Origin of the sequence: Clostridium sp., assembly GCF_050717515.1 — a bacterium.
In the GTDB taxonomy this organism is placed as follows: Bacteria; Bacillota; Clostridia; order Clostridiales; family Clostridiaceae; genus Clostridium_AD.
In genome coordinates this window covers 12981-29536 of sequence record NZ_JBOITL010000030.1, presented here as the reverse complement: position 1 = coordinate 29536, position 16556 = coordinate 12981, and the positions used below count along the sequence as shown (strand labels likewise).

Here is a 16556-nt window from a genome sequence, read left to right as displayed (position 1 = left end):
AATAATTTAGTATTTTTTAGAAAGCAGTCAAAATCAGTTTTTTTATCTGATATAATTTATAACATCTTTATTTCTCTTTGATGGTCCTAAAATAGTATCATTGGCTTTATTTCCTATGGCTACAGCATAAAATGGTTTATATCCATTAGGCAGTTCTAATTTTTTAACTTCATCACTAAGTGAAAAGAAAAATCTAACAAGGCCTACCATCCATATTTTTACTCTCCTTATTATATATTAGATTTATTTATACATAACTTATATATATAAGTTATTTTTTTAAACTACTTTTTTACAAACATTCATTTCTGGTTTCTTATCCATATAAACACTCATTTGTGGAACTATCCTTTTAAAATGCTCTGAAGCCATATGCTTGTTTAAGTTCTCTATTGTCTCCCATTCCTCTACCATGATTAGTTGATCTGGACTTTTTAGATCTTGGTACATTTCATATTTTATACAACCCTCTTCTTTTATTGTTGTTTCTATTAATTCTTTTGCAAGTTCTAAAATTTCATCAATTTTATCGCCCTTAGCAAAATTTTTCGCTATAACTTTTATCATACAATTTCACTCCTCTTTATATTTTTTTATTCCTGATTTTTATGAAAATTTTAATACTAAATCTTTTATGCTATAGATTATAAATTCTTACGTACGTGTACGAACTATAATGTATTGAAAAAAACTTTTACAGTATTCTTTCAATATTGCTTAAAGCTTTTCCTATGTCATTTTCAAAAGTATTCCATTGGTCTTTATCAAAATTCTTTTGTAATAAACTTAAAAATTCATCTTCAATTTCGTATAGTTTTTTCTTAATAATATTAGCTTCAGGAGTTAAACTTATGTATACACTCCTTTTATCTTCAGAACAACTACACTTTTTAATTAATCCTTGATTCTCATACTTTAAGATAATATCTGATAAAGAGGATTTAGAAATTTTCCAAATTTTTGCTATTTCGTTAAAAAGCAAGGGGGTTCCATCTCCTGAAAGAATATAGAATAATGGAACATGATTCCTCAAAATTGGTAATCTTTCTTCATTTATTCTTTTTATAATATATTTATCAGAAATATTACAAATATCATTAATCTTTCTAATAATACATTTATCTTGCATTTCCTCACCTCATTCGTTCGCGTATGAACTTGTTTATAAACTTAATTTAACATAAGCATAGAGTATTGTCAATTACTTTTTGATTTTAAATATCAATTTTTTTCTCAATAGTTTTTTTAGTCTGTTTTTAGAAAGTAATAAACTAAAATCCTCATTGATTGTATAATATCACAGCTGCTCACTACCTTGTATTTCTCTCCCCGCTCCAACATCATGCCCGCAACTGAGGACTTTGGTATCAATGTCCTGATTTTGCCGAGAATTTTTGATACCCTTCAAATATATTTTGCATATAAGTTCCTTTTATATATAAAGGCTTAATTATTATATCATTAGTGAAAGTTTTTTATATAACTTTCACTAATGATATACCTCTAAATATGTGTCCCCTTTAATCTGCTTTCTTTTCATGCCACAGGACTTCGGATCTACATAATCAAAATCAAATTGAGAGTATAGTCTATCTGCAGGTCTGTTTGCAATTAAAGTCACATAAGAATTTTCATCTGTATTTTTGTTTAAAAATGCATCTACTTCTTTCATAATCACTTTTCCTAGACCATTTCGTTGATAATCAGGATCTACCATAACATCAGAAACAACATATGTTATACCTTGATCACCTACAATTCTTCCAAAACCAATTAACTTACCACCATCCCACAAACAAACAATAAACAATGAGTGTTTCAATGCAATCTCTGTTTTTAATAAATCTTTCGTTCCCATTCCAGTTTTCACCCTCAAAGAAATATATTCTATAGCTGCTGGAGCGTTGTATCTTATATCCATGTCTATTCAAACCCCCTATTATATAGATAAATTTTATTCAACACATTTTACTCTTATGTTAGCTATAATTTATGGTTAAATATACAAAAAAACAACGAATTAACCAAAACCTTCTATGGTCATATTGTTTTATATTACCACAGATAAAGTATTCATATGCTGAGTCAAGTCCTCTTCAGATATTATTTGTCCTCCAAGTATTCTTCTTGTGTTTTTATCATATACAAGCTTTAACATAGCTTCCTTTCAAAATCAGGAGTTATTGGCCATGAACCTAAGGTAAGCAATATTTTATCGTATTTGTCCTTTACTATATCATTATTTTTTAAGTTTTTAGCTTAAACTGAATAAAATAACTTCGCCACGTTTAAAATGTTCTTTTCTATTGATTTAAACAGGTGGCCATAATTTTTAAATATCTCTATATATTTAGGCACTCCACCAGTTATACTATATCTTAATACTTGTTCCTCTAAAGTAATGTTATTATAAAAGTCTTTGGTTTCTTTGAACGTTAGTGGAGCTAATTTTATTTGGGCAGTTCGTCTACCATATAGAGGACTGTTGTATGAAAGGGTTAGTGTCTCCATCATGCTCATGTATGATCCACATATTATTATCATTACATTTTTACTCTTTAAATTTTCATCCCATATTCTTTGGAAGATACTAGGGAATGCTTTGTTTATTGTACATAAATATTGAAATTCATCTATCACAATAACAAGTTTTTCTTTACTAGTACAATCAGGAATTAGTTTAAACAAACCTTCCCAATTATTAAAGTTTACATCTTTTATATAATCTATATTTAAAGTTATATGAATCAGTAGCTTATTTTACATACATGTAAAAATACTTGGTAGCTATTTCATTTAGTAGTTACGACGACATATAAGAATATTCCGAAGCAACCTAAACTTTATATTTTTTATATAAATGGTTGTTTATATACCTTCTTATTAAAACCCCTAAAATAAAAGGGGGTACTATATTTGAAAGCATAATATTATAATTAAAATCATTGCTTCTAAACACTTCTGTTTTTGAACCAAGAACAAAGAAAACAACAGCAAGTATGAGTAAATTTAAATCATAATTCTTATTTGACTGTTTCAGCACTAACTTTCCAAATATAAGACCTATTAACAAAAGTATAAATGTTATTATATATTTCATTAATTAATCATCCTTAATTTACCCTAATCAATTGTTCATTAATCATAGGTTTGCGGTAACTGAACAATCTATGAATCATCCGTATTATTATGTATGTACATGCTCATTTTGTGTGTTGCTTATTAACAATTTCTTGTCTATTAATGTAATCCAAAATCATATCAATTCGATCTTTTCTATTTCGTACTTTTTCAATTTCAAGTCTTAATTCAACAGGTTCCAATAATATCTGGATTCCATTCCAGTCTACGCTACTATATTCATGATTATTTAAATTTGCTTTTTCATCTGCAGCCACATCCATTTGAATTCCTTCAACACATAATCTACCGAAATATCTCACTGTCCATGAGTTTCCCAAATCTTGAAATGGTTCCATTATATACTCAGGGAATACATCACGCACATCATAAAATTGTTCAGTAAAAATATGTACATCAATATCATGAGGATTTATCGGCATACCTCTGACCGCTTCACAACAACTCCCTGATAAATACCATTCTATATTCTTCTGTTTACATACATCTGCAAATGATATTAGTGATTTCCTCCAATTTGAATTTCTTCCTGTAAACATCGTCTCTGCCATTCTTGGAAAATTCTTTTGAATCAATTCTACCTCTGGATAGTCTTTTGAAAATGTCTTAACATATTTACCGTTTATTTCCTTAAAAAAGGCTGCACATACTGTATTTTTTAATTCTTTTGTCTCAATGTTCTCTATGCTTAATATAATTTGATTTGCTTCAATATTTGCTAAACATTTCATACAATCTTCCCCTTTTTAGGTTGTTTATAAATAATCTTTAATTGCACAATAATTTACCAATGAGATGGAACTTTTAAGGATATTATACCATTAAATACTGTTTTTACAAATCTATAACCGTCACAATAAGTATACTTCCTAAAAAATAAAACACTCTTATCTAAATAATACTGCAACAAAGAAAAAAACCTTAATTGGAGTATAAACTTCCTTCTGAAGTCGTTAATATTGCATCATCGAAGATGATGCTTTGACTTATATATATGAATGAAGGGAAGGGTTTGGTGTATGTAGTGATACACTAACCATAAGCGCAATTAAAAAGCTTCAGGACATACTAGGCATTTCGATGTATGGCATATGTGGACCAGAAGTATTATTTCTAGGTAAAGGTACCTGGCAAAGCTTACTCTTATAAAGAATAACCTACGCAGCTGTTCATCTTCTTAGAATCTACTATATTGATTTAAATCCAACATACCCTTTTTCTTATTTTCAAAAACATATTAAGATAATAACTACAATTCTTTTTCCATAGTTATGAATTCCATTTCACCATTAACTGTTTTTCCAATAAATTCATTAACAGCTATAAAATTTAGACTTTTATAAAGTCTTATGGCTCTTTCATTAAATTTAACAACAGAAAGCCCTATGCTTTTCAAGTTATATTTTACCTTAGCAAATGACAAGAATGCTTCTAAAAATTCTTTGCCCATACCTTGGCTAGTTAAATTTGGTCTTATTTGAATTGAAAAAGTAACCTTATCATTAAGATAAAGAGCACAGTTGCCCACAAGTACATTTTTCCCATTATAAATTGCATACACATTATTATCTGTAGGAAAACTTTTGACATAATCTATCTTACCTTGTGAGAAGTCATTATCAAAAAATGAATAAATCCCTTCATATTTCCATGTAAGCATATCCTCCACATTATTGTTTGAAACTTTTCTAAATTCATAATTTCCAGTCTTATTCTCCATCATAAATCCCCCTCAAAATAGAACTTACAGCTCCTTATTTTTCAATACATGTTTTCAATTCTTTTATATTATTTAACGACATTTCAGAAGGAAAGTCCCCACTTCTATAAGTGGGGGTTACATGCCCTAACAAATAAAAAACTTCAGGGGGGGATAACAATTCAGTTAAACCCATAACGTAGCATGCTAATTAACTCGCATATTAGTTGAAGAAAATAATCCTTACTTGGCCTTGAACTACCGTTGTGACGCAAAATAAGAAAGATACGACAGAACTGAATCTAAAATTATATTACTTCAACTCTACAAATTGGAATTTACCGTTCCTTATAATACTGAAACATCTTTTGATAAAGTTCCTCTGTTTGCAGTTCATCTCCCCATGACAAAGGATCATCAGCATAACACAAAGTCCAAAATGGTTCTTTATGCTCAATATCAGATGGCAACACTCTCCATATTGAGTACATTTTTGATCCAAAGAAGCGTATATCCATATCATCTTGATAATAAATTTCTTCTAATTTACTAATCAAAAAACAGCCAAAAGTATCATAATCAACATCATTCTCTAAACAGTAGTTGAAAATAATTTTAATTGTTCCTTCTATATCGGAAGTTCTCAACTCCAATTCTAATAGCAAATCATTATCCGAATGTTTTAAGAAAAGTGCATCAAGATATTCTTTATATTCTTCATCAGACACCAATCCCACATATAACAAAATAGCATATGATAATAATAGTTCAATCATAATATCTCCTCTGTAAATATTACCATTTATATTACTCAACCTTAAATTGAATTTCTAATTCATCTAATTGTATCTAAGTATTCACTCATTCTTTCTTTATGACTCTGCATATACTTATCTGATTCAATAAACTTAAAGAATTCTTCTTTTGTCAGCCACAAATAGTATATTGTCTCACCTTCTTGAAGCGTAATTGAATCTTTATCACAATTAGTTTTACATAGATAGCCATAATATATAGTATCCTTGCTCATACATCTGTATATCTCCTCTAATTTTGGTGCTTCAACACCTGTTTCTTCTCTGAGTTCCCTGATTGCAGTAGCATAAGGTTTCTCACCTACCACTGCACTACCACCTGCACTTGCTACATACAAACCTGGAAAATTGGGCTTTTTTAAATCTCTTTGCATAAGTAGAAACATACCATCTCCATGCCTAACTATTATTTCACTTACCAAATGAAATAAACCATCAGGGATTACCTCACCCCTAACTAAAGTACAACCAGCAAGTGTTCCATCTTCTCTATATGCATCCCATAATTCCATTCCCCAACATCTCCCTAAATTGGAATTTATCTCTCCACTATATCATTCATTATTATATCTACAGTTTTATCTATACTTAATTCTTTAGTTAAAATCTTTTCTTCAATAATTTCAATAAAATCTCTCTCATTCCACCATCAGAAATTACTATTTACATTTATGCCAATTATAAAAATCTTTTAGGTCTGATTTTCGTTCCTGCGGTAAGTCCATTTTCTTAACACCTTGAATTGCACCTTCCAGTGCTAATAATCTATGAATACACGCAGAAGCATCAATTTCTTGTATTTTCAGCCACGCCTGTTCTGTGCCAATATCTTTTAATTCATCATAAGCAAATATGCCTATTATATTCAATTGCCTTTCAACTTCTTTTCCGATATTAGGTAGTTTTGATAATTCTCCCATAATAACATCCCTTCAAATTACTATTTATTGAGTTGCCTACATCATTCATATGTCACATTTTCTTACTGTTGTGTTGCAAGATAAGAATATTGCGAAATAGACTAAGCATTCTGGCACTCTAAATAATCAACCCTTTTTCCAGTACAGTAAAATTCACTTCTGAAATAATACAATATTCTGGTTCCTTGACTTTATTTTCTCTCTACAATTTCACCACTATTTTTCAAAATACTATTCTCTGGAATATAACCCCTCACAGAACATAATGGATAAACAATACTACCTTTTCCTAATATTGTCCCTGGGTTTAAAACTGTATTACATCCTACTTCCGATGAATCACCTAAAATTGCACCAAATTTCCTTAAACCAGTTTCAATAATTTCTGTACCATATTTTACTTTTACTAACGTTCCATTGGACTTTAAATTAGAGGTTATTACACCTGCCCCCAAATGGGATTTATACCCTAATATTGAATCACTAACATAATTATAATGCGGAACCTGCACTTTATTAAAGAGAATTGAATTTTTAATTTCAGTTGAGTTTCCAACGACAACATCATTACCAATGATAACATTTTCTCTAATGTAAGCGGAATGCCTGATTTCGCAATTATAACCGATAATCGCTGGACCTTTTATCAGAACACTTTTTTCAATAGTAGTGCCTTTGCCAACCCATATAAATTCCTCTATTCTTTCAAAATCATTTGGCAGAGTTTTTGCGTACTCAAAAATGAAAGTATTAATTCTTGTAAGAACTTCCCAAGGATGCTTAACCCCTCCAAATATTGCTTGTGCGTCTAATTCTCTCAATGTAAAAAGTTCATCAACGGAAATGCCCATCATAATCCTCCTTAATGTATTTCGTCATTTTTTACCAGTGTAACGCAAAATAAGAATATGTCATTACAAGTAACCCATTCAGATAAAGCTGAAAAAAGAAAATGAAAAGAATAATTCAAAGTAAAAAGATAGTTAGGACTCTGCATATCTTTATTATAATTACAGCATGAAACTTACCAACCAGATGTCTTTTTTTAAACTATTAAGAACTTTTTTATAACCAAAAAACTTGCTATAGTAGTTAGAATTATGCCAATAAGTATAAAACTCCATGATAAAGTTGTGAATATAAAATAAGGATTTATAAAATTAATTAACATTGTTGCAGGATAAGAAGTTATTTGTCTAAATACAAAAACATATAATAAATAGAGTGCTATTACTCCGGATACTGCTCCTAAAAATCCGATTATCATTCCCTCAAAAATAAATGGCAATCTAATAAACCAATCTGTTGCACCAAGATATTGCATTATACTAATTTCCTTAAGTCTTGGATATATAGCAAGTTTCATTGCAAATTTAATTAAAAAAAATATTACGGCTATAAGTATAGGGAAAATAATCACTTCTAACCATTGAATTATTTTAATTCTCACCAAAAATTCCTTCGGAATGTTTTGACCACTATTAATTTTATCTATACCTTGTAACCCATTAAATTGAGAATAAACACCAATCATTACTATTTTAAGATTCAACATGAACAGCACAAATAGTCCTAAAATAAATAACGTTGACATTATTGTAGCAATGGAGGCCACGCTAATAGTAGCATTTCTGCTAATATTTTTTGAAGCATCTTTAAATAATAAATTTATAGTATTAATCCTCATAATTATTCTACCTCTTTTATTCTATTGTAAATAATCTTTACTTCATGATTCTTTACAAGTTTGACATAACTCTTTTACTGAGAAATATACTTTGATATCAAATTTATTCCATCCTTTGATAATGTCATAATGATTTATCGTGATAAATCTACTTTTAGAATTGCATATAAATCACTATACTTCAATTATATTATAACCCATTTTTTCCTAATTTTCTATAAAATAACCCATTTCATTCCCTTTTATTCATAACAAAACACTTGTACCAGGATACCATTTTCTTTTTATGATTGGCATAATCATAATCTTCACTCTATTTTCTTGTTATTGATTATTTCCAAATTTCCAAGATTTACACCCCTGGGGTGCTTACGAAGGCTTGCCTGAGCTTGCTATTTGATAATTTTCAATTTATTTTTCAGTGCTAGAATTTACAGCAAAATAAGCACCAATAGCTTCTACTACAGCCACTGGTGCTCACTCCGAATTCCAGTTTATCCCAAGTCACAGTTACCCTTAGAAAAATAAGGCTATATTTTAGAAAAATAAGGCTATATTTTAATAGTATTGATAAAATGACAATTTTCAGAGCTAGTAGCGCAGGACTAAGCTTCTTCATTTATAAATATCTTATTTTTACATTAATGCAAAAATAAGCACCCCAGGGCATTTACTTGTTACAAATACTTTCATATCTTTTGTACCATCTCTTTCATGTTAAAATATAGTGATACCCCCTTTTTTAGTTCAATATAAAACACAAAGTTGTATGCATCGTTTTTCTTGGATTTATACAATCTAATCTACAATTGTGGCGCAGTTTAGGAACAAAACGACTTACTTTAAATCAAGAATGAGGAACTATTAATTTATATATTTTGAAGGTAAAACACCCTTGATTTCTATAGTTTTTATATTTTGTTCATCTATAAATTTTAATAAATCTCTTGATTCACCACAAATTAAAAGTCCATAAATATTTATTCCATTCTTCTCAACATAATTTAAAGCATTTTTATAATATTCTATTTTAATCTCATTATTGTCTAATGCCTTAACTGCATTTTCTCTATCAATCATATATCTTAGCAGTGAAGTGAAATGTTTAGTATATAATACTACCATTGAATCATTAGGTTTTACCTTATCCCATCCATCCGTCCAGTAATCTCCTAATTGTAGATAGGGATACTTATTTTTATTTGCAGTATCTTCACTAATTGGTATATTATTATAATCTGGGTTGAAGCCTGATAGGTAACTTTGAGACTTAGCTTCATTTTCAGTGCGTACTGCTACCCACTTGAAACTAACTTTATCATTATACCTTTTTTTTAATTCATCAAATTCCTTTAAACTTAAATTCTCCTTCAATTTTATATAGGAAGAAATATAAGAAACATGGTTTAATTCCTTGATATAATTAATAACTTTTTCATTTTGTATTTCAATTAATTTGTTATTAGAATTTGGTTGTGTATGGTCTTTAAACTCCAAAAAACTATTGGCAAAGTAATTCTCAAGGTTACCTATTCTAATATTCCTTTCAATATTAACATTAACATTCTTTATTTCACGATTAAATAAATTTAGTCGTTCAAAGTATATATTATATTTTCCAAATCCTAAATTCTCTGAACTTGCAGAAGCAATTGCATAGCCTGGTGAATTCAGTTCAGTAAAAGCTTTTAAGTCAAAATATGAATCTTCATGAAATTTACCTACTTCCTTTTTAGATGGGTTGTAGTAAAAACTGCCTATAATAGGGAGAACTATATAAGAAAAAGCGAATAAAATTGAAAACACAATAGCTACAGAAGCTAATATCATCTTGCGTAATTTCTTATTTACGCTATTTTTAACAAAATTATTTTCATTTTTGATAGTTTCGTTTGAAATTTCATTTTGAAAACTCAAATCATAGCTTTCAGATAAATAATCCTCAATTGCCTCATATTTGTTCAATTCTTCTTTAATTAATTTAATTTCTTCAGCAGAAGCATTTCCGTTTTTATATTTTTCCAATTGACTTTTAAAATTCATTTTATTTCCTCCTCTAAAAATACTTTCAATTTTTTTCTTGCTCTAAATAGCAAAGTTCTCGCAGAACCTTGGGAAATTCCAACTATCGACGAGATTTCCTGTAAACTTAAATCGCAATAGTAATACAAAGTGATTATTTCCTTATAAGAAGGCTGTAGTTTTAAAACCTCATAATAAATCCTTCTGCGTTCTTCACTTAATATGATTTTTTCTAATGCATTTTCTTCAACTAATAGTTTATTAAAATTTATATCAATATCCTGTAAGTATTTATTTTTCCTTAAATAGTCTAAATATAGATTTTTACACACCCTAAACATCCAAAATTTAATATATTTCGTACTGCTGTCAATAGATAATAAGGCTTTACAGAATGTTTCACTTACTAAGTCTTGGGATAAATTATGGTCTTTACATAGGGAAATGGCGTAAATATATAATTCGGTACTATATCTGTTGTATAAAATCTCAAACTCATCATTTTTCACAAAAGTCTCACCCCTTTCACTTAATAAACGAACCACTACCATTTATGTTACACTATATTCCAATTTTATTTTTTAAAAAATAAAGAAACATCAATTTCTAACTTATCAATATTTATCGTCTTTAGCCGACTAACTATATATGCTTTTTTATCATATACTCCTTGTCTTTCAAAGATTTTATTTTTTATCCTAAGCTTCTATAAGAACATTTCAATGAATCAGATTATACGGTACAGCAGACATATCTAATAAAAATGAGCCACAAGATGAAATTGATATCCATCATGTGGCTTTTGTTGTTTTGATAGAGATATTGGGATATATCAATATTCGAAACACTGACGTATGTAATAAACTTGGTAGTTATTATCTCTTTAGTAGTTACGACGTCATATAAGAAAGATGCAAAATACCTGAGCTTGCTACAGCAAAATAAGCACCAATAGCTTCTACTGAAGCCACTGATGCTCACTCTAAATTCCAGTTTATCCCAAGTAACAGTTACCCTTAGGCTAAAAAGTGAAGTTCCTTCATACCTTCGACTTCGTTGCATATTGATTGTAGCTTGCAGCTTGCACAATCCATTTTTACATCACGCAAAATGTGGTCAAGCGCAGTTGTGATTTGATCATTTTTTTGTGCCAGCTTCACCAATTCACCGTAATTAAAATTTGGCAGCGTTACAAAAATGGTCTGTACCGCAATTACCTCTAGGTGAGCTTTATAGGCATCTAAAAACAACCTAGCCACCTTAGAAAAGCTCAATCCCTCTTCCAAAGCGCTCTTACTTACCCGAGCAGGTTCATGATTATTACTTGTAGAAATACGACTCATAAAACCTTTTGGGTTTACTTTATAGCGTGTATTTGCAAAGTGACGCATTGCATCATATATTGCCTCACCTGTGCCTAGAAGCTCATCATCAATACGTAATAAGGTTATTCTGGCATAGGGTGTATCTGTGCTGATTTCGGGCAAATCTTGCCCACAAAGGATTGCGCTATCAGTTGGCACAAGCGCCTTAGATGAGGTTACTCCTAAAAAACTAACAGCTGGCAGTGTACCTGCTCCAAGCTCATAAGACATCTCTGCGCGCAATACGAGATTTTGCTTGCCTACATCTTGCCAAAGGTTGCCGTTTGTTTCAAGCCTTTGCCCTGTTTCTGAATTCAATAGTTTTAAAACATTTGATATCTGTTCATTATATATATTCATTTTATTATCTGTGTGTTATGGCAATGGTCTACGCTTATGTCCATCGTACCATTTGTTAATAAGCGGTTGCATTTTTGATGATGCCTTCATATCTAAATTAAAAAAATAAACAATCAGACTCATAAAAAATAGCCCCAAAAATACGATTGACATAATGCTTATAGTCTTTAAAAAAATAGCCATAAAACAACCTCCTTATTATTTAGATAAGCCTTTTTGACGTGCATATTCTGCTGCACCAAGTGCACCCATAAGCTGTGGGTCTGTAGTAAGCTCTATTACTTTTAAGCGAAGTACTTGCTCAATGGCTTTTTTCAAACCATCATTTTTTGCACATCCTCCTGTTAGTGTAATACTATGAGTAGCACCTGCTTTTTTTGCCATTACAAAGCAGCGTTTTGCCACAGCCATCTGAATACCAGCAGCGATTTCGTTCATCGGTTTATTTTCTCCAACAAGTGTAATAACTTCAGACTCGGCAAACACTGTGCACTGTGCCGTAATTGGAATTACATTTTTTGCTGTTAGTGATAGTTTTGAAAACTCAGGCAAAGTCATTTCAAAACTACGTGCCATAGCCTCATAAAAGCGGCCCGTACCAGCAGCGCATTTGTCATTCATTGCAAAGTTTATAACAGTACCATCATTATCAATAGAAATGCCCTTTACATCCTGTCCGCCTATATCAATGATAGCTTTTATATTAGGATCTGTAATATGGACTCCCATTGCATGACATGAAATTTCCGAGATATTTTCATCTGCAAACTGAACTTTATTTCTACCATATCCTGTGCCTATTAAATAACAAAGCTCCTCAGAAGTCTTAAGTCCAATATTCGTCAAAACTTCATCCATAGCAACCTTTGCAGACTGCTGAGAATTAATTTTACTGCGGATTGTAGTATCTGCTACAATCTTCCCAAATTCATCTAAAATTACTGCTTTTGTGTAGGTAGAACCTACATCGCAACCACCAAAATACTTCATTTTCCCCTCTCCTTTTTACCACGCATTACCATCATCAAATTCTTCAAGAGATGCATCCAGCGGCTCTTCCTTTAAAATTATACGCATATAGCGATTTACTTCTGTACGCATATTTTGCCTTGAAGCCTTGCGAGGATCCATCAAACCATGTGTAACCCAAATTAAATGCAGATTTCGTTTTTGTGCTTCTTGCTCAAATAGTCCATGATAGCCTGCCATGGATTTACAACCAATATGTTCATACATAATAACAACATTGGCATCAAACTCACTGCAAAAATGCCACAAATCTTCAACTCCAACCTGATAACCTCCCTCTGAACGGTTACGCATATTTTCTTTTGCATAAAGATCTGCCAAGTCATAATATGCCTGCTGCTTATCTGTAGTACTGTATTGCTCAGTAGATGTAAGACTTAGCATATCTATTAGTGGTACAATGCCCCAGCAGTTTTGTAGCCAAAGTGGGAATGCTGAATAATACTGTGCCTGAACACCCCAAAGAATTGCTCTATGACGAACTTGTGAAACAACAGGGGTTTTTTCATGGTATGCTTTCATCATAATTTCACAGATCGCTTTTTCATTTTGCAAAAATGCTTCGTCTCGACCGCCTGCTACCTGATAATAGGCATCTCTATAAAGTGCAACGTTGTTGCCGATAACCTGTGGATATTTTGTACGGCTGATATCCAACCAATCACAAAAATATTCAGTTTCTTTATTGAAAGTTTTCATTACTTTAAAATAATAATCCCAGTCAAACTTTTCACCTGTCTGCTTCTCTATAAACTTTATAGCATTTTTAATTTCATTTGCCCCGTAATCTTTTGTTGCAGGGTCAGTATATCGTATTGGGACAGCTATTTGGAATGTAGGTAAATTATATCTTCGTTCTTCTATTCCATTACCCATAAGCGAACCATCGCAGGTAGTATTACACTGCAATGCACAAATACCACAGATTGGATAGTCGTCCTCAAGGGCAACACCAAGTTCAGCTGCCGGCATTGGGCAAACATCACCGGGAATTCCAAATTCTTGAGCTTTATCAATGTAATGCACCACACCATTTTGCTGCATTGTAGAAGCTGTGTAAATTGGTGGAACCTGCATACAAACAGCATGAAGGTTAGGAAATCCATTCATAACTTGACTCATCATATTTTCATCAATAATCACAATCTTTTTACTTTTTTTTGGATCACCACCAATACGCAGGTCAGCTTCAAAAATAAGTTTCATTGTTTCACACATATGCGCCACTATAAAGTCAAATTCTTTATGTGCAACTCTTAACTGTGGTCCACGTAAACCCTCGGTATGCCTATCCAAGAAATCAGGAACTGCAAGATAGTTCTGCATATAGCGGTACCGGAAAAAAGCTTTAAAACACTGCCGATTTAACAAAAGTTTTATCATTTGCCCCCAATTCAAAAGCCAACGTGTATAATCATACCAAGTATCGCTCAGTCCACGCCACTCACGGCGAGTACGGGTTTTGCCACCTTTATAGAATTTGCCCAGTGCCTCACTGTTAATTTCCTTTCCCATCAATCATTACCTCCCTGCAGCTTTTTTAGTTCTATACGCTCAACAAAAGCCTGTATACGGGTACGGAGCTGTCCTGAATTACCAACCACATAGGGGCGGTCAACACTAAGTACTGGCCAATGATATTCCTGAGTCATAATATGGGTTGCACCTGCACGCTCGTAGCCCCAGAAATTGCAAAAATTCATCTGCTGGAAAATGATACCGTCTGCCTTATATTCACCTGCCAATTTATCCAGATATTCTTTTCTGCCATTAATTTTTGATGTATTCATATAACGGGGACACTGGCATTCTGTCACGTTTTTACGGCAAATTTGCGTCAGAACATCTTCTTCATCATTTAAAATAATTTGCTGACGACCAGGGAATGAGCCAAAACAAAAACGGTCTGCCGCTACATATGCACCTGAATCCTCAATGAGTTTGATGAAAGTTGGATCGTCAATTTCAGAACCTGCAACAACAACACGAACACGATAGGGATTTTTTTCATCGGAAGCACGTGTTTTAAGTTCTTCTACGGTTTCTCTAAGGCACGGCAATATAAGATCCTTTGGACAACAGTAGCTTGCAAGTGTAAACACTGCAAATTCATACCCTGTGATAGTTGGTTTTTCAAGTTTTCGATACTGGCCCATTTCTGTAATAAGACCACAGACTTCGTTATGCAATTTAACGGATTTTCGCAAAGCATCATCGGAAGTGTCTATACCAAAGACCTCCCGTAACTTATCTAACACACGAACACGACTCATATGTGTCATATGAGAAATACCGTTTTCATCATCTTTCATTGGAGTATCTACATGTTGAACAAAGAACTTTTCGCCATTACCAAGACCTAATTCTTCTATATTTTCCATACAGTCAGCAAGCTGTGAGCAAGAAGCAGGGTCAAATATACAGTCAAGAAACTGATAACTACCCTCGAGTGCTCGTTCTAACATAGCCCTACAGTATTCGCAAGTCAAACTTGTCATATAATATGTGCCCATTTCCATGGAAGTTGTGTTTGGTGCACGCATTCTAACACTAAAACAACCAGGTAAATTTAAAAGAACCTCTGGAATTTGGTAACAGACATTGCCGATTGCAATTTCACCCTTTTCTTTTGCTATGCGGACCAAGTCATTGTTAGAGTCTTGAAGTAGGTTTTCAAGATATAGCAGATTCTTCAAATCTTTCATAATGCAATACCTATCCTTTCAATATATTAAGCTTTATAAGTGCCTCACGTGTACCTTGTACAATCAAGGAATTATCAGGTAACAGCATAATATTTTCACCTTTAATGTCACATGTAGCCAGTTTTTCATCTGATGCTATATAGGCAAGCACGGGGATATCACCAATATCTATATGCTGTTTTATGTCCCAGCCAGGTATACGATTTATAATAGCGCCAACAGCATCATACATCACTAGCTCTTTTGCAACACGGTTTATGGTTTCTATTACTTGGATACCTTTTTTGCTTGCATCTGAGACAAGCAATAAATGAGTAACTTTTTCCATTACACGACGGTTTACTTGTTCTATACCAGCCTCTCCGTCAATTACGATATAGTCGTAATTTTCTGCCAATATTTTGATAACTTCCTTTAAATAGCTGTTTACCTTGCAATAACAGCCTGCGGACTCTGGTCTGCCTATTGCTAAAAATGAAAAACCAGGCTGTTCTATTAATGTGTCAAAAATCTTATAACGTGCATTACCCAGCATTTCTACTGCTTCATTTGTATTACCCGTTTCAACATTATTAATAAATTCTTTGCGTATGTCATCAACGGTTGACTTAACTTCAATGCCTAGTGCAGTTGCCAGGCCCACTGCTGGGTCAGCATCAATGGCCAGAATACGTTTATCTGGGAAAGACTCTGTCAGGTGTTTTACAATAACGGCCGACAGTGATGTTTTACCAACACCTCCTTTACCTGTAACTGCAATAATTTTTGCATTTTGTTCCATGATATTTTACCTTCCTCTCTAGCATATTAAATA

At 32.1% G+C, this 16556-nt stretch carries 21 protein-coding genes; all 21 read right to left on the bottom strand.

The genetic code is table 11. From position 1 onward, the window contains the following. Window positions 1-42: 42 nt before the first annotated feature. A complete protein-coding gene (locus tag ACREV6_RS15010) occupies window positions 43-210 on the bottom strand; it encodes a hypothetical protein (RefSeq protein ID WP_431578851.1) in 168 nt (55 codons plus the stop codon). A 69-nt stretch (window positions 211-279) separates the two neighbouring features. Further along, on the bottom strand, window positions 280-567 hold the full coding sequence (locus tag ACREV6_RS15005) for a putative quinol monooxygenase (protein ID WP_431578850.1): 288 nt from the start codon (window positions 565-567) through the stop codon (window positions 280-282). A 127-nt stretch (window positions 568-694) separates the two neighbouring features. Continuing rightward, window positions 695-1129 (bottom strand): MarR family transcriptional regulator, encoded by a 435-nt coding sequence (locus ACREV6_RS15000; RefSeq protein ID WP_431578849.1) that lies wholly within the window; start codon window positions 1127-1129, stop codon window positions 695-697. A 116-nt stretch (window positions 1130-1245) separates the two neighbouring features. Continuing rightward, a complete protein-coding gene (locus ACREV6_RS14995) occupies window positions 1246-1392 on the bottom strand; it encodes an Mbeg1-like protein (protein ID WP_431578937.1) in 147 nt (48 codons plus the stop codon). 97 nt (window positions 1393-1489) lie between these two features. Then, complete coding sequence (locus ACREV6_RS14990) at window positions 1490-1921, bottom strand: GNAT family N-acetyltransferase (RefSeq protein WP_431578848.1); 432 nt, start codon at window positions 1919-1921, stop codon at window positions 1490-1492. 338 nt (window positions 1922-2259) lie between these two features. Next, complete coding sequence (locus ACREV6_RS14985; RefSeq protein WP_431578936.1) at window positions 2260-2721, bottom strand: AAA family ATPase; 462 nt, start codon at window positions 2719-2721, stop codon at window positions 2260-2262. A gap of 115 nt (window positions 2722-2836) precedes the next feature. Continuing rightward, window positions 2837-3100 (bottom strand): hypothetical protein, encoded by a 264-nt coding sequence (locus ACREV6_RS14980; RefSeq protein WP_431578847.1) that lies wholly within the window; start codon window positions 3098-3100, stop codon window positions 2837-2839. A 103-nt stretch (window positions 3101-3203) separates the two neighbouring features. Beyond that, window positions 3204-3872, bottom strand: coding sequence for a nucleotidyltransferase family protein (locus tag ACREV6_RS14975; protein ID WP_431578846.1), 669 nt, complete (start codon window positions 3870-3872; stop codon window positions 3204-3206). A 518-nt stretch (window positions 3873-4390) separates the two neighbouring features. After that, on the bottom strand, window positions 4391-4864 hold the full coding sequence (locus ACREV6_RS14970; RefSeq protein WP_431578845.1) for a GNAT family N-acetyltransferase: 474 nt from the start codon (window positions 4862-4864) through the stop codon (window positions 4391-4393). A 314-nt stretch (window positions 4865-5178) separates the two neighbouring features. After that, the gene (locus ACREV6_RS14965) at window positions 5179-5577 is read right to left on the bottom strand and encodes a hypothetical protein (protein WP_431578935.1); all 399 of its coding nucleotides are present in this window, start codon (window positions 5575-5577) and stop codon (window positions 5179-5181) included. Window positions 5578-5675: 98 nt separating this feature from the next. Continuing rightward, window positions 5676-6167: an NUDIX hydrolase gene (locus ACREV6_RS14960; protein WP_431578844.1), complete on the bottom strand. Its 492-nt coding sequence runs from the start codon at window positions 6165-6167 to the stop codon at window positions 5676-5678. 147 nt (window positions 6168-6314) lie between these two features. Next, window positions 6315-6575: a TfoX/Sxy family protein gene (locus tag ACREV6_RS14955; protein ID WP_431578843.1), complete on the bottom strand. Its 261-nt coding sequence runs from the start codon at window positions 6573-6575 to the stop codon at window positions 6315-6317. Window positions 6576-6766: 191 nt separating this feature from the next. Then, window positions 6767-7426, bottom strand: a complete 660-nt coding sequence (locus ACREV6_RS14950; RefSeq protein WP_431578934.1) for an acyltransferase — start codon at window positions 7424-7426, stop codon at window positions 6767-6769. A 194-nt stretch (window positions 7427-7620) separates the two neighbouring features. Further along, the gene (locus ACREV6_RS14945) at window positions 7621-8262 is read right to left on the bottom strand and encodes an FtsX-like permease family protein (RefSeq protein ID WP_431578842.1); all 642 of its coding nucleotides are present in this window, start codon (window positions 8260-8262) and stop codon (window positions 7621-7623) included. Between the two features lie 864 nt (window positions 8263-9126). Further along, window positions 9127-10305 carry an anti sigma factor C-terminal domain-containing protein gene (locus ACREV6_RS14940; protein ID WP_431578841.1) on the bottom strand — a complete coding sequence of 393 codons (1179 nt, stop codon included), beginning with the start codon at window positions 10303-10305 and terminating at the stop codon, window positions 9127-9129. Continuing rightward, window positions 10302-10793: an RNA polymerase sigma factor gene (locus ACREV6_RS14935; RefSeq protein WP_431578840.1), complete on the bottom strand. Its 492-nt coding sequence runs from the start codon at window positions 10791-10793 to the stop codon at window positions 10302-10304. Before ACREV6_RS14935 ends, ACREV6_RS14940 begins: the two co-directional genes overlap by 4 nt. 507 nt (window positions 10794-11300) lie before the next feature. Then, complete coding sequence (locus ACREV6_RS14930; protein WP_431578839.1) at window positions 11301-12008, bottom strand: hypothetical protein; 708 nt, start codon at window positions 12006-12008, stop codon at window positions 11301-11303. A 198-nt stretch (window positions 12009-12206) separates the two neighbouring features. Next, window positions 12207-12998 (bottom strand): acyl-CoA dehydratase activase, encoded by a 792-nt coding sequence (locus ACREV6_RS14925; RefSeq protein WP_431578838.1) that lies wholly within the window; start codon window positions 12996-12998, stop codon window positions 12207-12209. 15 nt (window positions 12999-13013) lie between these two features. Then, window positions 13014-14552, bottom strand: coding sequence for a 2-hydroxyacyl-CoA dehydratase family protein (locus tag ACREV6_RS14920; RefSeq protein ID WP_431578837.1), 1539 nt, complete (start codon window positions 14550-14552; stop codon window positions 13014-13016). After that, window positions 14552-15742, bottom strand: a complete 1191-nt coding sequence (locus ACREV6_RS14915) for a 2-hydroxyacyl-CoA dehydratase family protein (protein WP_431578836.1) — start codon at window positions 15740-15742, stop codon at window positions 14552-14554. The genes ACREV6_RS14920 and ACREV6_RS14915 overlap by 1 nt, the downstream gene beginning before the upstream one ends. Window positions 15743-15752: 10 nt before the next feature. Beyond that, window positions 15753-16523: an ATP-binding protein gene (locus ACREV6_RS14910; protein ID WP_431578835.1), complete on the bottom strand. Its 771-nt coding sequence runs from the start codon at window positions 16521-16523 to the stop codon at window positions 15753-15755. Window positions 16524-16556 lie beyond the last annotated feature (33 nt).

Bases quoted from the DNA above. Each gene is read 5' to 3' on its own strand.
- ACREV6_RS15010 (WP_431578851.1), bottom strand. From the start codon at position 210: ATGGTAGGCCTTGTTAGATTTTTCTTTTCACTTAGTGATGAAGTTAAA.
- ACREV6_RS15005 (WP_431578850.1), bottom strand. From the start codon at position 567: ATGATAAAAGTTATAGCGAAAAATTTTGCTAAGGGCGATAAAATTGAT.
- ACREV6_RS15000 (WP_431578849.1), bottom strand. From the start codon at position 1,129: ATGCAAGATAAATGTATTATTAGAAAGATTAATGATATTTGTAATATT.
- ACREV6_RS14990 (WP_431578848.1), bottom strand. From the start codon at position 1,921: ATGGATATAAGATACAACGCTCCAGCAGCTATAGAATATATTTCTTTG.
- ACREV6_RS14980 (WP_431578847.1), bottom strand. From the start codon at position 3,100: ATGAAATATATAATAACATTTATACTTTTGTTAATAGGTCTTATATTT.
- ACREV6_RS14975 (WP_431578846.1), bottom strand. From the start codon at position 3,872: ATGAAATGTTTAGCAAATATTGAAGCAAATCAAATTATATTAAGCATA.
- ACREV6_RS14970 (WP_431578845.1), bottom strand. From the start codon at position 4,864: ATGATGGAGAATAAGACTGGAAATTATGAATTTAGAAAAGTTTCAAAC.
- ACREV6_RS14960 (WP_431578844.1), bottom strand. From the start codon at position 6,167: ATGGAATTATGGGATGCATATAGAGAAGATGGAACACTTGCTGGTTGT.
- ACREV6_RS14955 (WP_431578843.1), bottom strand. From the start codon at position 6,575: ATGGGAGAATTATCAAAACTACCTAATATCGGAAAAGAAGTTGAAAGG.
- ACREV6_RS14950 (WP_431578934.1), bottom strand. From the start codon at position 7,426: ATGGGCATTTCCGTTGATGAACTTTTTACATTGAGAGAATTAGACGCA.
- ACREV6_RS14945 (WP_431578842.1), bottom strand. From the start codon at position 8,262: ATGAGGATTAATACTATAAATTTATTATTTAAAGATGCTTCAAAAAAT.
- ACREV6_RS14940 (WP_431578841.1), bottom strand. From the start codon at position 10,305: ATGAATTTTAAAAGTCAATTGGAAAAATATAAAAACGGAAATGCTTCT.
- ACREV6_RS14930 (WP_431578839.1), bottom strand. From the start codon at position 12,008: ATGAATATATATAATGAACAGATATCAAATGTTTTAAAACTATTGAAT.
- ACREV6_RS14925 (WP_431578838.1), bottom strand. From the start codon at position 12,998: ATGAAGTATTTTGGTGGTTGCGATGTAGGTTCTACCTACACAAAAGCA.
- ACREV6_RS14920 (WP_431578837.1), bottom strand. From the start codon at position 14,552: ATGGGAAAGGAAATTAACAGTGAGGCACTGGGCAAATTCTATAAAGGT.
- ACREV6_RS14915 (WP_431578836.1), bottom strand. From the start codon at position 15,742: ATGAAAGATTTGAAGAATCTGCTATATCTTGAAAACCTACTTCAAGAC.
- ACREV6_RS14910 (WP_431578835.1), bottom strand. From the start codon at position 16,523: ATGGAACAAAATGCAAAAATTATTGCAGTTACAGGTAAAGGAGGTGTT.